11 protein-coding genes and 2 tRNA genes are annotated in these 16,197 nt (G+C 66.7%); 5 read left to right on the forward strand and 8 right to left on the reverse strand.

Annotated features, from left to right (window positions below; all coding sequences use genetic code 11):
* Positions 1-74: 74 nt before the first annotated feature.
* The 3 genes from LDB29_RS04505 (at position 75) to LDB29_RS04515 (ending at position 2,871) form a co-directional block, all read left to right on the forward strand.
* The gene (locus tag LDB29_RS04505; RefSeq protein WP_037483682.1) at positions 75-1,397 is read left to right on the forward strand and encodes an LLM class flavin-dependent oxidoreductase; all 1,323 of its coding nucleotides are present in this window, start codon (positions 75-77) and stop codon (positions 1,395-1,397) included.
* A 2-nt stretch (positions 1,398-1,399) separates the two neighbouring features.
* Positions 1,400-2,407, forward strand: a complete 1,008-nt coding sequence (locus tag LDB29_RS04510) for an ABC transporter substrate-binding protein (protein ID WP_025550958.1) — start codon at positions 1,400-1,402, stop codon at positions 2,405-2,407.
* Positions 2,408-2,496: 89 nt separating this feature from the next.
* Positions 2,497-2,871 carry a hypothetical protein gene (locus tag LDB29_RS04515; protein WP_025550956.1) on the forward strand — a complete coding sequence of 125 codons (375 nt, stop codon included), beginning with the start codon at positions 2,497-2,499 and terminating at the stop codon, positions 2,869-2,871.
* Positions 2,872-2,888: 17 nt separating this feature from the next.
* Here LDB29_RS04515 and LDB29_RS04520 read toward each other — a convergent pair whose 3' ends face one another.
* Positions 2,889-4,694: an IlvD/Edd family dehydratase gene (locus LDB29_RS04520; RefSeq protein ID WP_025550954.1), complete on the reverse strand. Its 1,806-nt coding sequence runs from the start codon at positions 4,692-4,694 to the stop codon at positions 2,889-2,891.
* Positions 4,695-4,844: 150 nt separating this feature from the next.
* Between LDB29_RS04520 and LDB29_RS04525 the strand changes: the two genes are divergently transcribed.
* Entirely contained in the window at positions 4,845-7,049 is a 2,205-nt protein-coding gene (locus LDB29_RS04525) for a PQQ-dependent dehydrogenase, methanol/ethanol family (protein WP_257556320.1), read from the forward strand.
* A gap of 100 nt (positions 7,050-7,149) precedes the next feature.
* Here LDB29_RS04525 and LDB29_RS04530 read toward each other — a convergent pair.
* The 4 genes from LDB29_RS04530 to moaA all read right to left on the reverse strand — a co-directional run bounded on the left by LDB29_RS04530 (position 7,150) and on the right by moaA (position 9,343).
* Positions 7,150-7,224, reverse strand: a tRNA-Asn gene (locus LDB29_RS04530).
* A gap of 182 nt (positions 7,225-7,406) precedes the next feature.
* Positions 7,407-7,481 (reverse strand) — tRNA-Asn (locus LDB29_RS04535).
* 78 nt (positions 7,482-7,559) lie between these two features.
* The gene (locus LDB29_RS04540; RefSeq protein ID WP_025550952.1) at positions 7,560-8,336 is read right to left on the reverse strand and encodes an NAD kinase; all 777 of its coding nucleotides are present in this window, start codon (positions 8,334-8,336) and stop codon (positions 7,560-7,562) included.
* Positions 8,333-9,343 carry a GTP 3',8-cyclase MoaA gene (moaA, locus tag LDB29_RS04545; protein ID WP_025550950.1) on the reverse strand — a complete coding sequence of 337 codons (1,011 nt, stop codon included), beginning with the start codon at positions 9,341-9,343 and terminating at the stop codon, positions 8,333-8,335. The genes LDB29_RS04540 and moaA overlap by 4 nt, the downstream gene beginning before the upstream one ends.
* 94 nt (positions 9,344-9,437) lie before the next feature.
* Here moaA and LDB29_RS04550 point away from each other — a divergent pair, with 94 nt between their 5' ends.
* A complete protein-coding gene (locus LDB29_RS04550; protein ID WP_373886310.1) occupies positions 9,438-11,474 on the forward strand; it encodes a putative bifunctional diguanylate cyclase/phosphodiesterase in 2,037 nt (678 codons plus the stop codon).
* Here LDB29_RS04550 and LDB29_RS04555 read toward each other — a convergent pair.
* The 3 genes from LDB29_RS04555 to mfd all read right to left on the reverse strand — a co-directional run bounded on the left by LDB29_RS04555 (position 11,463) and on the right by mfd (position 16,179).
* The gene (locus tag LDB29_RS04555; RefSeq protein ID WP_025549030.1) at positions 11,463-12,209 is read right to left on the reverse strand and encodes a TorF family putative porin; all 747 of its coding nucleotides are present in this window, start codon (positions 12,207-12,209) and stop codon (positions 11,463-11,465) included. The two genes, LDB29_RS04550 and LDB29_RS04555, sit on opposite strands and share 12 nt — an antisense overlap.
* On the reverse strand, positions 12,196-12,606 hold the full coding sequence (locus tag LDB29_RS04560) for a hypothetical protein (protein WP_257556325.1): 411 nt from the start codon (positions 12,604-12,606) through the stop codon (positions 12,196-12,198). Before LDB29_RS04560 ends, LDB29_RS04555 begins: the two co-directional genes overlap by 14 nt.
* 108 nt (positions 12,607-12,714) lie before the next feature.
* Positions 12,715-16,179: a transcription-repair coupling factor gene (gene mfd, locus LDB29_RS04565; RefSeq protein WP_025549033.1), complete on the reverse strand. Its 3,465-nt coding sequence runs from the start codon at positions 16,177-16,179 to the stop codon at positions 12,715-12,717.
* Between the last annotated feature and the right edge of the window lie 18 nt (positions 16,180-16,197).

Below are 16,197 nucleotides of genomic sequence, written 5' to 3' on the forward strand. Positions count from 1 at the left end.
GCCGCCCGCCGGGCCGCCCGAACCCTTCCAACGATCCCCGCCAGAAGCGGCTTTGCCCAGACAGGAGACAGCAGATGACGATTGCCAACCGGTTGAAGCTGGGCCTTGTCCTCCATGGCGTGGGCCGGGGATGGCAAAGCTGGCGCCATCCCGAAGCCATCATCGATGGCAGCACCAATATCGACCTTTATGTCGAGCAGGCGCAACTGGCCGAAAAGGGCCTGTTCGACTTCGTCTTCGTGGCCGACAGCCTTCAGATCGACGAAAGGTCCATGCCCCATTATCTGAGCCGGTTCGAACCGGCGACGATCCTTTCGGCGCTGGCGACCGTCACCAGCCATATCGGCCTGGTCGGCACTTTCACGGTATCCTATTCCGAACCCTTCAACCTGGCCCGCCAACTGGCATCGCTCGACAAGATCAGCCGGGGCCGGGCGGGCTGGAACGTGGTCACGTCCTGGCTTGCCGGGACCGCCGCCAATTTCGGCAAGGACAGGCATTTCGCCCATGACGAGCGCTATCGCCTGGCCGCGGAATATGTCGACGTGGTGCGGGGACTGTGGGACAGTTTCGAACCCGGCGCGCTGGTGGGGGACAAGGAGGCGGGCGTCTTCCTCGAACCCGGCAAGCTCCACACCCTGGATCATGCCGGGGAGTTCTTCCGCGTTCGTGGCCCGCTCAACCTCGACAGGACGCCGCAGGGCTATCCCGTGACCTTCCAGGCCGGCACGTCGGAGGAGGGCCGGAACTTCGCCGCCAGCTATGCCGATGCGATCTTCAGCGTGCCGCGCAGCAAGGAACAGTCGATCGCCTTCCGCAGCGATCTGCGCCGCCGCGCCGCGGAGGCCGGGCGCGATCCCGACAAGCTCTATGTCTTCGGGGCGATTTCCGCGCAGGTCGCCTCCACCCGGGAGGAACTCGACCGCCTGGTGGAGGAGCGCAATCGTTATAATTCGATCGAGAATGCCCTGTCGTCGCTCGGCCAGTCGTTCAACGACTATGATTTTTCCAGGCATGATCTGGACGCGCCCTTTCCCGCGGTGACGGAGGAATGGCTCAACAGCAGCCAGGGGGCGGTCACGCGCATCGTCAGCGCGGCGGTCGAGGAAGGGCTGACGCTGCGGCAGACCGCGCTGCGCTTCGGCAGGCCGATCGACAGCCTGGACGGCACGCCCGAAGAGATTGCGGACCAGATGCAGAGCTGGCTGGACGACGGCGCGATCGACGGCTTCATGCTGACGGAGGGGCTGCCGGGCCAGCTGAAGGCCTTTGTCGAGCAGGTCGTGCCGGTGCTGCAGCGGCGCGGATTGCTGCGGACCAGCTATGAGGGCGCGACCTTCCGCGAGAATCTGGACCTGCCGATACCGCAGAACCGCTATTCGGGCGCGGCGGCATGAGAATGAGCGGGGCGATCCGCCGGATGAAGGCGCTGTGGCGGACGCTGGCCGGCGCGGCGGTCGCTGTCCTGCTCGTTCCGCTTGGCGGGTGCGATCGCCCGGCCGACGGCGACGGTCAAGTCCTGCGCGTCGGCACGCACAGGGGCGGCACGCGGGGCATGATGCTTGCGGCCGGAGAGTTGAAGGACGTGCCCTACCGGATAGAATGGGCGCAGTTCCCGAGCGCCCAGACGCAGATCGAGGCGATTTCAGCGAATGCGGTGGATGTGGGGATCGCCGGCGCGGCCTCCTTCCTCTTCGCCTATAACGGCAACCCGCAATTGCGTGCGATCCAGGCCATGGACGGAGGACCGGAGCAGAAGGCGGTCGCCGTCATCGTTCCGGAAAAATCGGCGGCGCGGGACATGCGCGACCTTCGCGGCAGGTCGATCGCCACGACCAGGGGGTCGGTCGGGCACATCACGCTGCTCCAGGCGCTGGAACAGGCCCATCTGAAGACCAGCGACGTGTCGATCAGCTTCCTGAGCCCGAACGATGCCATGACCGCCTTCGCCACGGGCAAGGTCGACGCGCTTGCGATATGGCTTCCCTATCTGGCGACCGCTGTCCGCAGCCACCATGCGCGGGTGCTGACCTATGCCTGGAACGGCACATCCAACTATCTGGTGCAGGTGAGCAGCGACGCTTCGGTGCGGGCGAAACATGCGTTGCTGGAGGATTTCCTGCGCCGCTATGCGCGGGCGCAGCTCTGGGCGAACGGGCATCCGCGCGAATGGTCGGAAATCTCTTCGCGGGAAACCGGCGTTCCGCGCGACATCGCCGCCTACAGCGCCGAACGCTGGCACTGGACGCCTGCCCCGGTGGACGGCCGGGTGGCCGATGCCCTGCACGAAACGGCGCGGATCTTCGCCGCGGAGCTGCCGCCGCCGCACCGCGACGGCGCGGCGGGCCTGGATTCCAGCTTCGACGATGCGGTCGACGGATCGGGAGGCCCGCGCAGCGGAGGGTGATCCGCCTCCCTGAAAAATCCCTGGTGGTGCGGCCATCGCTTTGCGCTTAGGTTCCCCCCTCGAAATCACGATCGGTCATGAGGTGGAGGATGAAGTACAGGATCGGTTTCGACGATCAGCGCAAGCTGGTTTCCGTTTCCTTCTTCGAATTTCTGGATGCGGAAACCGGCCAGCGCTACACCACGGAATTGTCTGACGGGCTGCGCGCCAGGCAGGGGAGGGGGCACTATAACCTCCTCATCACGGTCGGACAGCAGGACATCATGCCCCAGGGCACCGTGGAGGCGATCAACGATCTGGTCGAATCCGAAGCCTTCAGGATCATCCGCAAGACGGCGGTGGTTTCGCACAGCGCGCTGCATGCGATGCAGGTCAAGAGGATCGGAGAAAACCGCCTGATCAGGCCGGTCGCCACCGAAAAGGAGGCAATGGACTGGTTTGCCGAGGAGGAAGGGCCGGAGTAGCGCCGCCGGGCGATGCGCTACACCGGATGTCGTGGCAGATCGCTGAGCGCCGAGACATTGCGGTAGCGGGTGGCGCGCCCGATCACCATGCCGTCGGAAAGCTGATCGACCAGCTCCCGCTGGATTTCCTGCCACGGCGTCTGCGCCCTGGGCATGGGGAAGCCGCCTGCCGCCTCCAGCGCGTCCCGCCGCCGCGTCAGTTCGGCCTGCTCGACCAGCAGGTCCGCCCTGCGGCGGCGCAGATCGATGCGAATCCGGTCGCCGGACCTGACCAGAGCCAGATTGCCGCCGCTCGCCGCCTCCGGCGAGGCGTTGAGGATCGACGGGGAGGCGGAGGTGCCAGATTGCCGGCCGTCGCCGATGCAGGGCAGGACGCTTATTCCCCGCTTCACCAGGGCGGCCGGCGGGCGCATGTTCACGACCTCCGGAGCGCCGGGATAGCCGACCGGTCCCGCGCCCCGCATCACCAATATGCTGCTTTCGTCGATCCCGCTTGCCGGATCGTCGATCCTTTTCCGGAAATCCTCCGGGCCTTCGAACAGGACGGCCGTGCCTTCGAACGCGTCCGGATCGTCGGGATCGGTCAGATAGCGGTCCCGGAATTCGGATGTGATGACCGACAATTTCATGATCGCCGATGCAAAGAGATTGCCGCGCAGCACGATGAAGCCGGCATTCCGGCGCAGGGCCGTTTCGGCGGTGCGGATCACATCGCTTTCGATCGCCACGGCGTTCCGGCAATTCTCGCCCAGCGTGCTGCCGTTGACCGTCAGCGTGCCTTCATGGATGCGGCCCATCCGCATCAGTTCCGCGACGACCGCCGGAACGCCGCCCGCCCGGTGGAAATCCTCCGCCAGATAGGCGCCGGCGGGCTGCATGTTGACGAGCAGGGGAACGTCATGGCCCCGTTCCCAGTCCGCGATGCCGAAATCGACGCCGACATGGCGGGCTATGGCTATGATGTGGACCGGCGCGTTGCTCGATCCCCCGAGCGCGGTGTTCACGACCACGGCATTTTCGAAAGCTTCGCGCGTCAATATGTCGGAAGGGCGGATATTCTGCCGCACCAGTTCCACGATCCTGCGCCCGGTGCGATAGGCGGCGGCGCCGCGTTCCCGATAGGCGGCCGGAATGGTGCCGCTGCCGGGCAGGGAGAGGCCGAGCACTTCGGCCAGGGCATTCATCGTCGACGCGGTGCCCATCGTGTTGCAATAGCCGGCGGAGGTGGCGCCATCCATGATCGCCTTCCTCATCTCGCCCTCGCTGATCCGGCCGGCGGCATGTTCGGCGCGCAATTTCCAGGCGATGCTGACCGCGCCCGCCCGCTCGCCCCTGTACCAGCCATTGAGCATCGGCCCGTTGGTGAGCACCATGGCGGGGATGTTGGCGGTCGCCGCCGCCATGATGCAGGCGGGGGTCGTCTTGTCGCAGCCCGTGGTCAGCACGACGCCGTCCAGCGGATAGCCGTGCAGCGTTTCGACCAGTCCCACATAGGCGAGGTTGCGGTCGATCGCCGCGGTCGGGCGGCGGCCGGTCTCCTGGATGGGATGGACCGGAAATTCCAGCGGAATGCCGCCTGATTCGCGAATGCCGTCCTTCACCCGCTGCGCGAGTTCGAGATGGCTTCTGTTGCAGGGCGAAAGGTCGCTGCCGGTCTGGGCGATGCCGATGATGGGCCGCCCGCTCTGGAGCTCTTCCGGCGTCAGTCCGAAGTTCAGATAGCGTTCCGTGTACAGCGAGGCGAGCACCGGATCCTCGGCATTGTCGAACCATTGCCGGGACCGCAGCCTGTGTTCCTCCCCGGACTTTCCGCCGCCGCTCATCTGCCGCCCCCCTAAAAAGTGACTTACAGTAAAAAAGTCGATTTAATATTGTATGGTGGATAATGTGGCATATGATCGCGTCGGCGACAACTGCCGCCGAGTCCGGCGGATGCGGGGCGGGAAAACCCGGCCGGTGGGAGGGGGAAGATCATGAGCGGACCCAATCATGTCGATCGAGGCCAGCGGAGCCCGGAAGGCGGCAGGCCTGCCATGACCGGCATTGCCGCCGGGCTGTTCAGGCGTCTTCTCGCCCCTTCCCTCGTGGCTGCGATGACGATCGGCCTTGCCGCCTGCCGCGGTCCGGCAGAGCCTTCCGTCAGCGGCAGTTCAGCGGACTGGGCGCATTATGGCGGGACGCAGGACGAGATGCGCTTCAGCCGGCTGGAGGAGATCAACGACGGCAATGTCGCGTCGCTGGGCCTTGCCTGGTCGCTCGATCTGGAGGGGGAGCATCAGCTGGAGGCGACGCCGCTGGCGGTCGGCGGCACGCTCTATTTCACCGGTCAGGACGCATCGGTCTATGCGGTCGATGCGCGGACCGGAAAGCGGCTCTGGCGCTGGGACTCACGGGAATGGGCGCTGCGCCCGCAGACCATGCACTATATCTTCTCGGTCAACCGAGGCGCCGCCTATTGGCAGGGCAAGGTCTATGTCGGCACACGCGACGGCCGGCTGGTGGCTCTGGACAGCCGAACCGGCCGCCCCATCTGGTCGCGGCAGACGGTGGCGGAGGATTCCTTTCAGTTCATCACGGGCGCTCCCCGCGTGTTCAATGGCAAGGTGATCATCGGCAATGGCGGCGGGGACTGGGCGGCCAGAGGCTATGTCACGGCCTATGACGCGAACAGCGGCAGGCAATTGTGGCGTTTCTACACCGTGCCGGGCGATCCGGCGAAGCCGTTCGAGCAGCCGGCGCTGGCGATGGCCGCGAAAAGCTGGACCGGGCAATGGTGGAAATGGGGCGGGGGCGGCACCGTCTGGGACGGGATCACCTATGATGCGGAGATGAACCGCATCTATATCGGCGCAGGCAATTCGGGCCCCTATAATCCGCGCCTGCGCACGCCCGGCGGCGGCGACAATCTCTTCCTCGCCTCCATCGTCGCGCTGGATGCCGATACGGGCCGCTATATCTGGCATTATCAGGTCAATCCGCAGGAAGCATGGGATTACAAGGCGGCAGCCCAGATGACGCTGGCGCGGCTCACCATCGACGGGAAGCCGCGGCGCGTGTTGATGCAGGCGCCGACCAACGGCTTCTTCTATGTGATCGACCGCGACAGCGGGAAGCTGATTTCGGCCGAAAAGATCGGCAAGGTCAACTGGGCCGAGCGGATCGACGTGAAATCCGGCCGGCCTGTGGAGGTGCCCAATGTCCGGTATGAAAAAGGGCCGATAACCATCTGGCCGGGCCCGCAGGGCGCGCATAATTGGCAGTCCATGGCCTATAATCCGGATACGGGGCTAGTTTATATACCCTTTATGCAGCTCGGCGCCGTCTATGAGGAAGACAAGGCCTTTCTGGAGAGGGTGAAGGCGAACGGCGGCGAGCCCATATTCGGCGTTTCGGGCGCAGGCACGCATTTTTCGATCCATGCCGATCCGAACGACCCGCGCGACGGCAAGGGCGAACTCATCGCCTGGGACCCCGTGGCGCAGAAGGCCCGGTGGAAGGTCCAGTATGACAGCCTGTGGAACGGCGGCACGATGACCACGCGGGGCAACCTCGTCTTCCAGGGCGATGCCGATGGGATATTGCACGGATATGATGCCCGCACCGGCAAGGAACTGTGGCGTTTCAACGCGGGGCTGGGGATCATCGCGCCGCCGATCACCTATGAAGTGGGGGGCAGGCAATATCTCTCGCTGCTGGTCGGCTATGGCGGCGGCGTGGCGATGCTGGGCCGGTATGCGGATCGCGGCTGGAAATATAATGCGCAGCCCCGGCGTCTGCTGACCTTCGCCCTGGGGGGCAAGGCGCGGCTTCCAAAGACGGCGCCCGCGGATTTTCAGGTTCGCGCGGTGGACGATCCGAAGCTGGTTCTGGATGAAGCCGCGGTCAAGCGCGGCGCCAGGCTCTATGGAGCGAACATGTGTCACGCCTGCCATGGCGCGGGTCTCAACAATACCGGCGTTCCCGGGCCGGACCTTCGGGAATCGGGCGTGGCGCTGGATTACCAGGCCTTCTCGCAGCTTCTGTCGGAAGGGCCGCTCATGGAACGGGGCATGCCCCGCTTCGAAACCCTCTCCGATGCGGACAAGCGCGCGCTGTGGAGCTATATCCGGGCAGGAGCGCGCGTGTCGCTCGGCAAGCGCAAGGCGAACGACGCGCCCGTGAAGGCAACCGCATTCTGATGGCATGATGATGGGCGGAAACGGCCGGGGGACATGCTTTCACGCCCGAATGGCGCGGAATGTTCCTCTGGTTTCGCGAAGCCGATCCGGTGTGAAAGACTGGCTCCCCGAGTAGGATTCGAACCTACGGCCATTCGATTAACAGTCGAATGCTCTACCGCTGAGCTATCGGGGAGCGGCCCGGCTTGCGCCGGGCAGGCCGCGCATATGCAGCGGCTTTGGCGAAATGGCAAGGGCCGGAACCGCCGCCAGTCCGAAAAAAATGCCTGAATGGCCCGATGCGCGCGGGGCATGAGCCAAGGCGCGTCAATCTGCCTGAATTTGGGAGGTTTTACGGTGCCGCCGCAGGATGGAAAGTGGCTCCCCGAGTAGGATTCGAACCTACGGCCATTCGATTAACAGTCGAATGCTCTACCGCTGAGCTATCGGGGAGCGACCCGGCTTCCGCTGGGCAGGCCGCGCCTATAGCAGCGGATTTCCGGCAATGGCAAGCGCCAAATGACGGAATTTTCACGCGATGAACTGTTCGGCCGCGATCCGGTCGTCCAGCGTATGTTCGGGGTCGAACAGCAAGGTCAGCGGGGTCGCGCGGTCGATCTTCACCTCGACCTGTGCGACGTCGCGCACTTCGCGCTGGTCGGCAACGGCGCTGACCGGGCGCTTCACGGGATCGAGCACCGTGAACTGGATCGCCGTATTTTCCGGCAGGATCGCACCGCGCCAGCGCCGGGGGCGGAAGGGGCTGATCGGCGTCAGCGCCACCAGCGCCGATCCGAGCGGCAGGATCGGTCCATGCGCCGAGAGATTATAGGCCGTCGATCCGGCCGGCGTCGCCACCAGCACGCCGTCGCACACCAGTTCGGGCAGGACGGTGCGGTCGTTGACCTTCACCTCCAGCTTGGCGGTCTGGCGCGTTTCGCGCAGCAGCGAGACTTCGTTGATGGCGGGGATGGAGAAACGCTCTCCATCCACGGTGTCGACGACCATGCGCAGCGGATTGACCTTGAACGGCTTGGCCGCTTCTATCCGCTGTTCCAGCCGTTCGAGCCGCCATTCGTTCATCAGGAAGCCGACCGTGCCCAGGTTCATGCCGAACACCGGCAGGATTCGCCGCCCCTCCAGCATGGAGTGCAGCGTCTGGAGCATGAAGCCGTCGCCGCCCAGTGCGATGATCATGTCCGCCTGCTCCACGGGCACGAAATCATAGGCGGCGCGCAGCCTTTCCTCCGCCGCCTTGGCCGCCGGACTGGGGGACGCGACCAGAGCGCGCCGGACGTCGTCGGTCATCCGCCGGTCACGCTCATATGCCGCCGCACAGCCGGCGCGGCATCGGCGCCGATGCGGAAATCATGCGCCGCCGGCTTCAGCCGCAGGGCGCGGTCGATCAGCGGCTCCACCGCGGGCAGGCCGCCCTGGCGGAAGGCCGCCTTCAGGTCGACATGATCCTCATGGCCCAGGCACATGAAGATCTTGCCTTCGCAGGTCATGCGCATGCGGTTGCAGTCGGCGCAGAAATTATGGGTGAGCGGCGTGATCAGTCCCAGCCGCGCCTTCAACCCCTCGACCGCATGATAGCGCGCGGGGCCGCCGGTGCGATGCGGGACCGGCGTCAGCGCGTGATGCCGGCGGATCGAATCGGCCACCTGCGTCAGCGGCAGATAATGATCCGTCCGGTCTTCCCCGGTTTCGCCCAGCGGCATGGTCTCGATCAGCGTCAGGTCGAACCCCCGCGCATCGCACCAGTGCAGCATCGGCAGGATCTCGTCCTCATTGATGCCCCTGAGCGCGACCATGTTGATCTTGACCGACAGGCCGGCGGCCCGCGCTGCCTCCAGCCCTTCGAACACGGGTCGGATGTCGCCGTTCCGCGTGACATGGGCGAAACGTTCAGGATCAAGGCTGTCCAGGCTGACATTGATGCGCCGGACGCCCGCATCCGCAAGCGCCTGCGCATGATGCGCGAGCCGCGTGCCGTTGGTGGTGAGCGTCAGTTCGTCGAGGCCCGCGCCCACATGTCGGCCGATGCGCCGGACGAGGTCGACGATGTCGCGCCGCACCAGCGGTTCGCCGCCGGTCAGCCTGATCCTGCGCACGCCCCGGGCGATGAAGAGATCGGCCAGCAGCGCGATCTCCTCCAGCGTCAGGACCTGGTCCCTGGGAAGGAAGGTCATCCGCTCCGCCATGCAATAGCGGCAGCGCAGGTCGCACCGGTCCGTCACCGAAATCCGCAAATAGCTGATCCGGCGGCCGAGTGCATCGGTCAGGACCGTGCGCCCAAGATCGGCCATCTCCATATATGCTAGCTAGGCGATGGACCTGCCCCGTGCAAGCGTCACCGGTTGCGGCAGCGTAAACAGGACGCTAACCGATGGGGTCTAGGAAGGGGCGATGGACCGTCCCGAGGAGCATCATGTGAGCGGCGAGACCGCACTGGACGGACAGCGCAGCCTCTTCATCCTGTCGCCGGGGGACCGCGACGGACTGTCGCAGCAGGTGCGGACGGCCGGCTGGCGCGCCATCGCCGCCCGTCGCGCGACCGATGCGGCGCAGCGCTTCCTGCACAGCGATGCCCAGATCGCCCTGGTCGACATGCGCGGCGCGCGCGATGGCGAGGCCGGCCTGATCACGTCGCTGGTGCCCGCGGTGGATGCGGGTGGGGGTGCGCTCATCGCGCTGGTCGACGCTCTCGACATGGCCGTCGTGCCCGGATTGCTGGAGGCGGGGGCGACGCATTTCCTTGCCGTGCCCTTCACGCCGGTCGAGCTGCGCGCGACGCTGGCTTCGGCGCAGCGGCTTGTCGACCGGCTCGTTGGCGGGACGACGCACAGCCGGCGCGCCCAGCGCATCCGGCGCGGGGATGCGCTGTACTGGGAAAGGGACGGGGACCGCATCCGCCTCAGCGACAATCTTGCGCGCCATCTTGGCCTTGAGCGGCAGAGCGTCGATCCGGCCGCCTTCATCCGCCGCCTGCCGCGATCGGAGCGCCGTTCGGTGATCGCCGCCCTGCGCGGCATGATGCGTTCCGGGCGTCCGGAGGCCTTCGCCCATGCCGCGCCGGGCCGTCCGGGCGACCGGCTGGTCCATCATCTGCGGCTGATCGACGGGGTGGTGGCGGCGGATGTGGAATGGCTGTCCGACGCGCATGGCCATGATGCGACCGGCCGCGACGACCTGACCGGGCTGCGTTCGCGTCAGGCGGCGCTCGACTGGCTGGAACGGCGGCAGGGGTTGGCGACGACGGTGCTGCTGCTGTCGATCAGCCAGTTCGACCGGATGAACGCCGCCTATGGCCAGGTGGTGGGCGACGCGCTGCTGGGCCGGATCGCCCGCCGCATAGAGCGCATGACCGTCGACATGGCGGTCGGCGCGATGGTCGCGCGCATCGCCGGGACCGAATTCCTGATCGGCCTGACGGGCGAAGCGGCGACGGCGGAGAAGGCGACCTTCCTGGCCCGGCAACTGATCGGCGCCATCGGCCGTCCATTCAGCGCGGGCGACCATCTGATCCGTCTGACGGCGCGTTGCGGCATTGCCCAGTCGCGTCCGGACGACGACGCAACCCGGCTGATCCGCCGCGCCGGTACCGCTCTGGCCGACGCCAGGGTCGGGGGAGGGGAGGGCATCCGCATCTTTTCTTCGGAAAAGCGCAGCCGACAGGTGGATGCCGACCAGTTGGAAACCGACCTGCGCCTCGCCTTGCATCGCGGGGAGATCGGCATATTGTTCCAGCCGCAATATCCGGTCGGGGGCGAGCATATGATCGGGGTCGAGGCGCTGGCGCGCTGGAACCACCCGCAATATGGCGCTCTGGGGGCGGGGATGCTGTTCGCCACGGCGGAGCGTTCCGACTATATGCTGCCGCTTTCGGCGCATATTCAGGCCGAAGCGCTGCGGCAGGCCGCCGCCTGGCCGCGCGCTCTGTCGCACCTGCGCCTGTCGATCAACGTCACGGCGGAGGACATCGCCCAGCCCGGCTTCATGCCGCAGTTCCTGAACCTGGTGGACATGAGCGGCTTTCCCCGGTCGCGCCTGACGGTGGAGATCACCGAGAGCGGCCTGATCGAGGATGTGGACAATGCCACCGCCTTGCTGACGGCGCTGCGGGCCGAAGGGCTGGCGGTGGCGGTGGACGATTTCGGCACCGGCTATTCCAGCCTTGCCTATCTCAAGAGCCTGCCGCTCGATTATCTGAAGATCGACAGCGGGCTGGCGCAGGACATTGCGGGGACCGCCCGCGACAGGATCATCGTGCGGGGCGTCATCCACATGGCGAAGTCGCTGGGCCTGCGCGTCATTGCCGAAGGGGTGGAGACCGAGCAGCAGCTCGATCTCCTCACCCGTGAAGGTTGCGACTATTATCAGGGTTTCCTGCGTTCGGCGGGCGTTTCCTCCGCCGATCTGGTGGCGCTGGCGCTAAAGGCCTAACCCCACCCGTCCGATCAGGCTTGCCCCCGCATGGCGGCCTTCGGGGCCTGCGATGCCGCTGTCGGCATAGCGCAGGCCGGCGAACCAGCGGCCCTTCATATAATCGACGCCGATCCCATAGTCCCAATAGGCGCCGTCCGGGCGCAGTCGCGCGGCGCGGGCCGGGTCGCGCGCATCGCCCGCAGACCGGCCGATCCGCGCGGAGACGGTGAGGGGCGTGCCCGGCAACCCCATCGCCGCCGACGCGGACAGATAGAGATTGTCCCCGCCGATGGACGACTGCCTGGGGGCATAGCTGCCGCTGACGTCGATGCTGGCCGGCCCGATCAGGAAAGCCGCGCCAGCGCCGATTTCGCCATAGCCCTGTCCGGAACTCCCGGGGAAAAGGTGATAACGGCCTTCGGCGGAAAGCCGCCATCCGCCGATCTGCCGGGCATAGACCGCACCCAGGTCGACGACGGCATCGGCTCCGCCATGCCGGGCGCTGCCCCATAGCGAGGCGGCGGCGCCGTCGAGGCTCAGCCCGTCAGCCACGGGCACGGACAGCGTACCCCGCAGCACCGGGTCGCCCTCGCTCCAGCTCAGGCCCCGGCGCCGTTCGTCGCTTGCGACCTCGACCGTGGCCGACACGCCGTCGGCATATTGCGCGAAGGCGGGGCCGGCGCCGACGCCAGCCAGGAAGGCGCTGGCCAGAATGGCGCAGGCCAGCGCCGCCCTGTCTTCAGTTGGAGGCAAGATTGCGGACGGCATCAAGCTCGGCCAGTAGCGGCGCGTGGTCCGCCTGTGCAACCGCGATCAGATGTTCGCGGATTGCGCCTTCATAACGGGCCAGATTGCGTTCGCCCGACTGGCGGCCGGGCGTGCAGGCGCCATGCTCGCTGCCGGAAAACTGTCTGTCGCTGGAAACCGTGCGGCTGAGCGCCGGTCCATGGCTGAGCGCCCGGTCGACCAATATGGTGGCGGTCCACTGGCACCGTTGCATGTCCGTTCGGTTCGGGGTCCGGGCGCCGATGGTTCTGGTGCGGAACTCGGCGCGGACGCTGTAGGTCGCCTCGACAGGCTTTCCGCCATGGTCGATCTGCACGCTGTGCGTGGCCGCTGCCGCGGCCAGGGCAATAAGGGTCAAACTCATGTCATTCTCCTGCTTGGCGCCGGACTTTGCTGTCCGGTCGCCAGAGCGGGATTTAGGTTGCGACTGTTGCTGGCTGTTGTCCGAGGGATGACAAAGGGGTGCTGGCGTTCAGGCCGCCGCCTTCGCCAGCCCCTTGGAAAGCTGCAGCGCGCCGTTGAGTCGCGCCGCCGGATCGGCCCAGGCCCGGTTCACCACCACCTTGCTGTCGGGCCGCAGCCGCGCCACGCCGTTCAGCCGCTGGATATAGGCGACCAGCCCCTCGGGCCGGGGGAAGCGGTCCTCGAAGAAGCTGACCAGCGCGCCCTTCGGTCCGACATCGATTTTCGCGATATTGGCGGCCACGCAATTCTGCTTGATCTCGATGATCTTGAACAGGTTCTGCGTCGGCGCGGGCAGCTTGCCGAACCGGTCGATGAGTTCGGCGGCGAACGCCTCCAGCCCCTGCCGGTCCTCGACTTCGTTGAGGCGGCGGTAAAGGCCCATGCGCAGGTCGAGGTCGGGCACATAATCCTCCGGAATGAGGATCGGCGCGTCCACGGTGATCTGCGGCGAGAAGCTCTCGCGCGCCTTCTCCAGCCCCGCGCCGCCGGCCTTCGCCTCCAGTATCGCGTCCTCCAGCATCGACTGGTAGAGTTCGAACCCGACCTCCTTGATATGGCCGGACTGCTCGTCGCCCACCAGATTGCCCGCGCCGCGTATGTCGAGGTCGTGGCTGGCAAGCTGGAACCCCGCGCCCAGCGTATCCAGGTCGGACAGCACCTTCAGCCGCTTTTCCGCCGTTTCGGTGATCACCCGGTTGGCGGGCGTGGTGAAATAGGCATAGGCGCGCGTCTTCGCCCGCCCGACCCGCCCGCGAAGCTGGTAGAGCTGCGCCAGGCCGAAGCGGTCCGCCCGATGGATGATGAGCGTGTTGGCGGACGGAATGTCGAGCCCGCTTTCGACGATGGTGGTCGAGAGCAGCACGTCGTAGCGCTTGTCGTAGAAGGCCGACATGCGTTCCTCCACCTCCGTCGCGCTCATCTGGCCATGGGCGACCACCGGCCGCACTTCGGGCACTTCGGTGCGGAGAAATTCCTCGATCTCCGTCAGGTCGGAAATGCGCGGCACGACGAAGAAGCTCTGGCCGCCCCGATAATGTTCGCGCAGCAGCGCCTCGCGGATCACGACCCCGTCCCACGGCATGATGTAGGTCCGCACCGCCAGGCGATCCACCGGCGGCGTCTGGATGACCGACAGTTCGCGCAGGCCCGACATCGCCATCTGCAAGGTGCGCGGGATGGGCGTCGCCGTCAGCGTCAGCACGTGGACGTCGGTCTTGAGCGACTTCAGCCGTTCCTTGTGGGTCACGCCGAACCGCTGTTCCTCGTCCACGATGACGAGACCCAGCCGCTTGAACTCCAGCCCCTTGGCCAGCAGCGCATGGGTGCCCACCACGATGTCGACGGTTCCGTCGGCAAGGCCGGCCTTCACCGCCTTCGCCTCCTTGTCCGGCACCAGCCGGGACAGGCGGCCGATCTTCACCGGGAAACCCCGGAAACGCTCCTCGAAATTCATGTGATGCTGCCGGGCGAGCAGGGTGGTCGGGCAGATCACCACCACCTGCATCCCCGCCATCGCCGCGACGAAGGCGGCGCGCAGCGCGACCTCCGTCTTGCCGAAGCCGACATCGCCGCAGACCAGCCGGTCCATCGGCCTGCCAGCGCCCAGATCCTCGATCACGTCGCCGATCGCCCGGTCCTGATCGTCGGTTTCCTGATAGGGGAAGCGGTCGACGAAGGCGGGATAGCCCGCGCTGTCGGGTTCCGCCACGGTCGCGGGCCGCAGGGCGCGTTCCGCCGCGGTCTTGAGCAGTTCGCCCGCAATCTCCCGGATGCGTTCCTTCATCCGCGCCTTGCGCCGCTGCCAGGCCTCCCCGCCCAGCCTGTCCAGGCTGACGCCCTCGCTTTCGGAGCCGTAGCGGGAGAGAACCTCCAGATTCTCGACCGGCACATAGAGCTTGTCGCCGCCCGCATATTCCAGCGCGACGCAATCATGCGCCGCCTTGGCGACGGGAATCTGGGTCAGCCCTTCATAGCGGCCGATGCCATGGTCCATGTGCACGACCAGATCGCCCGGCGAGAGCGTCGCCAGTTCGGCCAGGAAAGCGTCGGCGCTCTTCTTGCGCTTGGCCCGCCGCACGAGCCGGTCGCCCAGCATGTCCTGTTCGGTCAGCACCGCCACGTCGGGCGCGGTGAAGCCGTGGTCGAGCGGCAGGACGGTCAGCACCGTGCTGCCCCCGGCCGCGATGCCCAGCGCCTCCTGCCAGCTGTCCGCCGCCGCGATCCGCTTCAGCCCATGGTCGGCCAGCAATCCGGACAGCCGTTCCCGCGCGCCGCCTGAATAGCTGGCGATGACCACCTTCTTCTTCGCCCGCTGGAGCGCGGCGATATGTTTGCTCACCGCCTCATAGACATTGGCGTTCTGCGCCCGCTCCGGCGCGAAGTCGCGTGGGCCATCCACCGCGAAGTCGAGGACGGAGGCGCTTTCCGGTTCATGGAAGGGGGTGGTGGCGTGCATCGGCCAGTCGCGCGCCAAAGCGGCCCATTCCTCCGCCTCCAGATAGAGGGCCCTGGGCTCCAGCGGCCGATAGGCGCCGGGATCGGAGGATTTCGCCGCCGCGCGGTTCGCATGATAGTCCCTGATCGCCTCGAACCGCGCCTCCGCCGCGCCCGCGACGCCATGGTCCAGCAGGATCAGGCTGTCGTCGCCCAGATGGTCGGTCAGGGGCACCAGCCGTTCCTCGAACAGCGGCAGCCAATGTTCCATGCCCTGCAGGCGGCGCCCGTCGCTCACCGCCTGATAGAGCGGGTCGCCGGTGGCCGTGGCGCCGAAAATTTCGCGATAGCGGCCGCGGAAGCGCTTGATCGTCTCCTCGTCCAGCAAGGCCTCCGACGCGGGGAGCAGGGTGAAGCCCTCGACGCTCCCGCTCGTCCGCTGGTCGGCGGGATCGAAGCGACGCACCGTCTCTATCTCGTCCCCGAAGAAATCGAGCCTGAGCGGCTGTTCCTCGCCGCCGGGGAACAGGTCGACAATGCCGCCGCGTATGGCGAACTCGCCCCGGTCATGCACGGTGTCGGTGCGCACATAGCCATTGGCCTGCAGCATGTCGGCCAGCCGCGAGATGGCGATCCGTTCCTTGGGCGCGAGTTTCGCCACCAGTTGCCGCACGCGGAACGGCGTCAGCGTGCGCTGGGTGAGGGCGTTGAGCGTGGTGAGGACGAGTTGCGGTCCCTGCGGCTTGCCTTGCAGGGCGTAGAGGCCAGCCAGCCGGGCCGCGGCGGTGCGCAGCGAAGGGCTGGCCCGGTCATAGGGCAGGCAGTCCCAGGCCGGGATTTCGACGATCTCGATCTCCGGCGCGAAATAATGCGCCGTATCCGCCACGGCGCGCATCAGCTGCTCGTCGGGGGCGACGAACAGGGTGCGGGACGGGGCGGCGCGCGCGATGTCCGCCAGCAGCCAGGGCTGGAAACCGGCCGGCACGCCGGAAAGGGTCATCGGGGCGGAGGCTTTGAGGATTTTCTGGAGATCGGTCATTTCTTGCTTTGTCATTCC

Source organism: Sphingobium sp. CFD-2 (assembly GCF_024611135.1).
GTDB lineage: Bacteria > Pseudomonadota > Alphaproteobacteria > Sphingomonadales > Sphingomonadaceae > Sphingobium > Sphingobium fuliginis.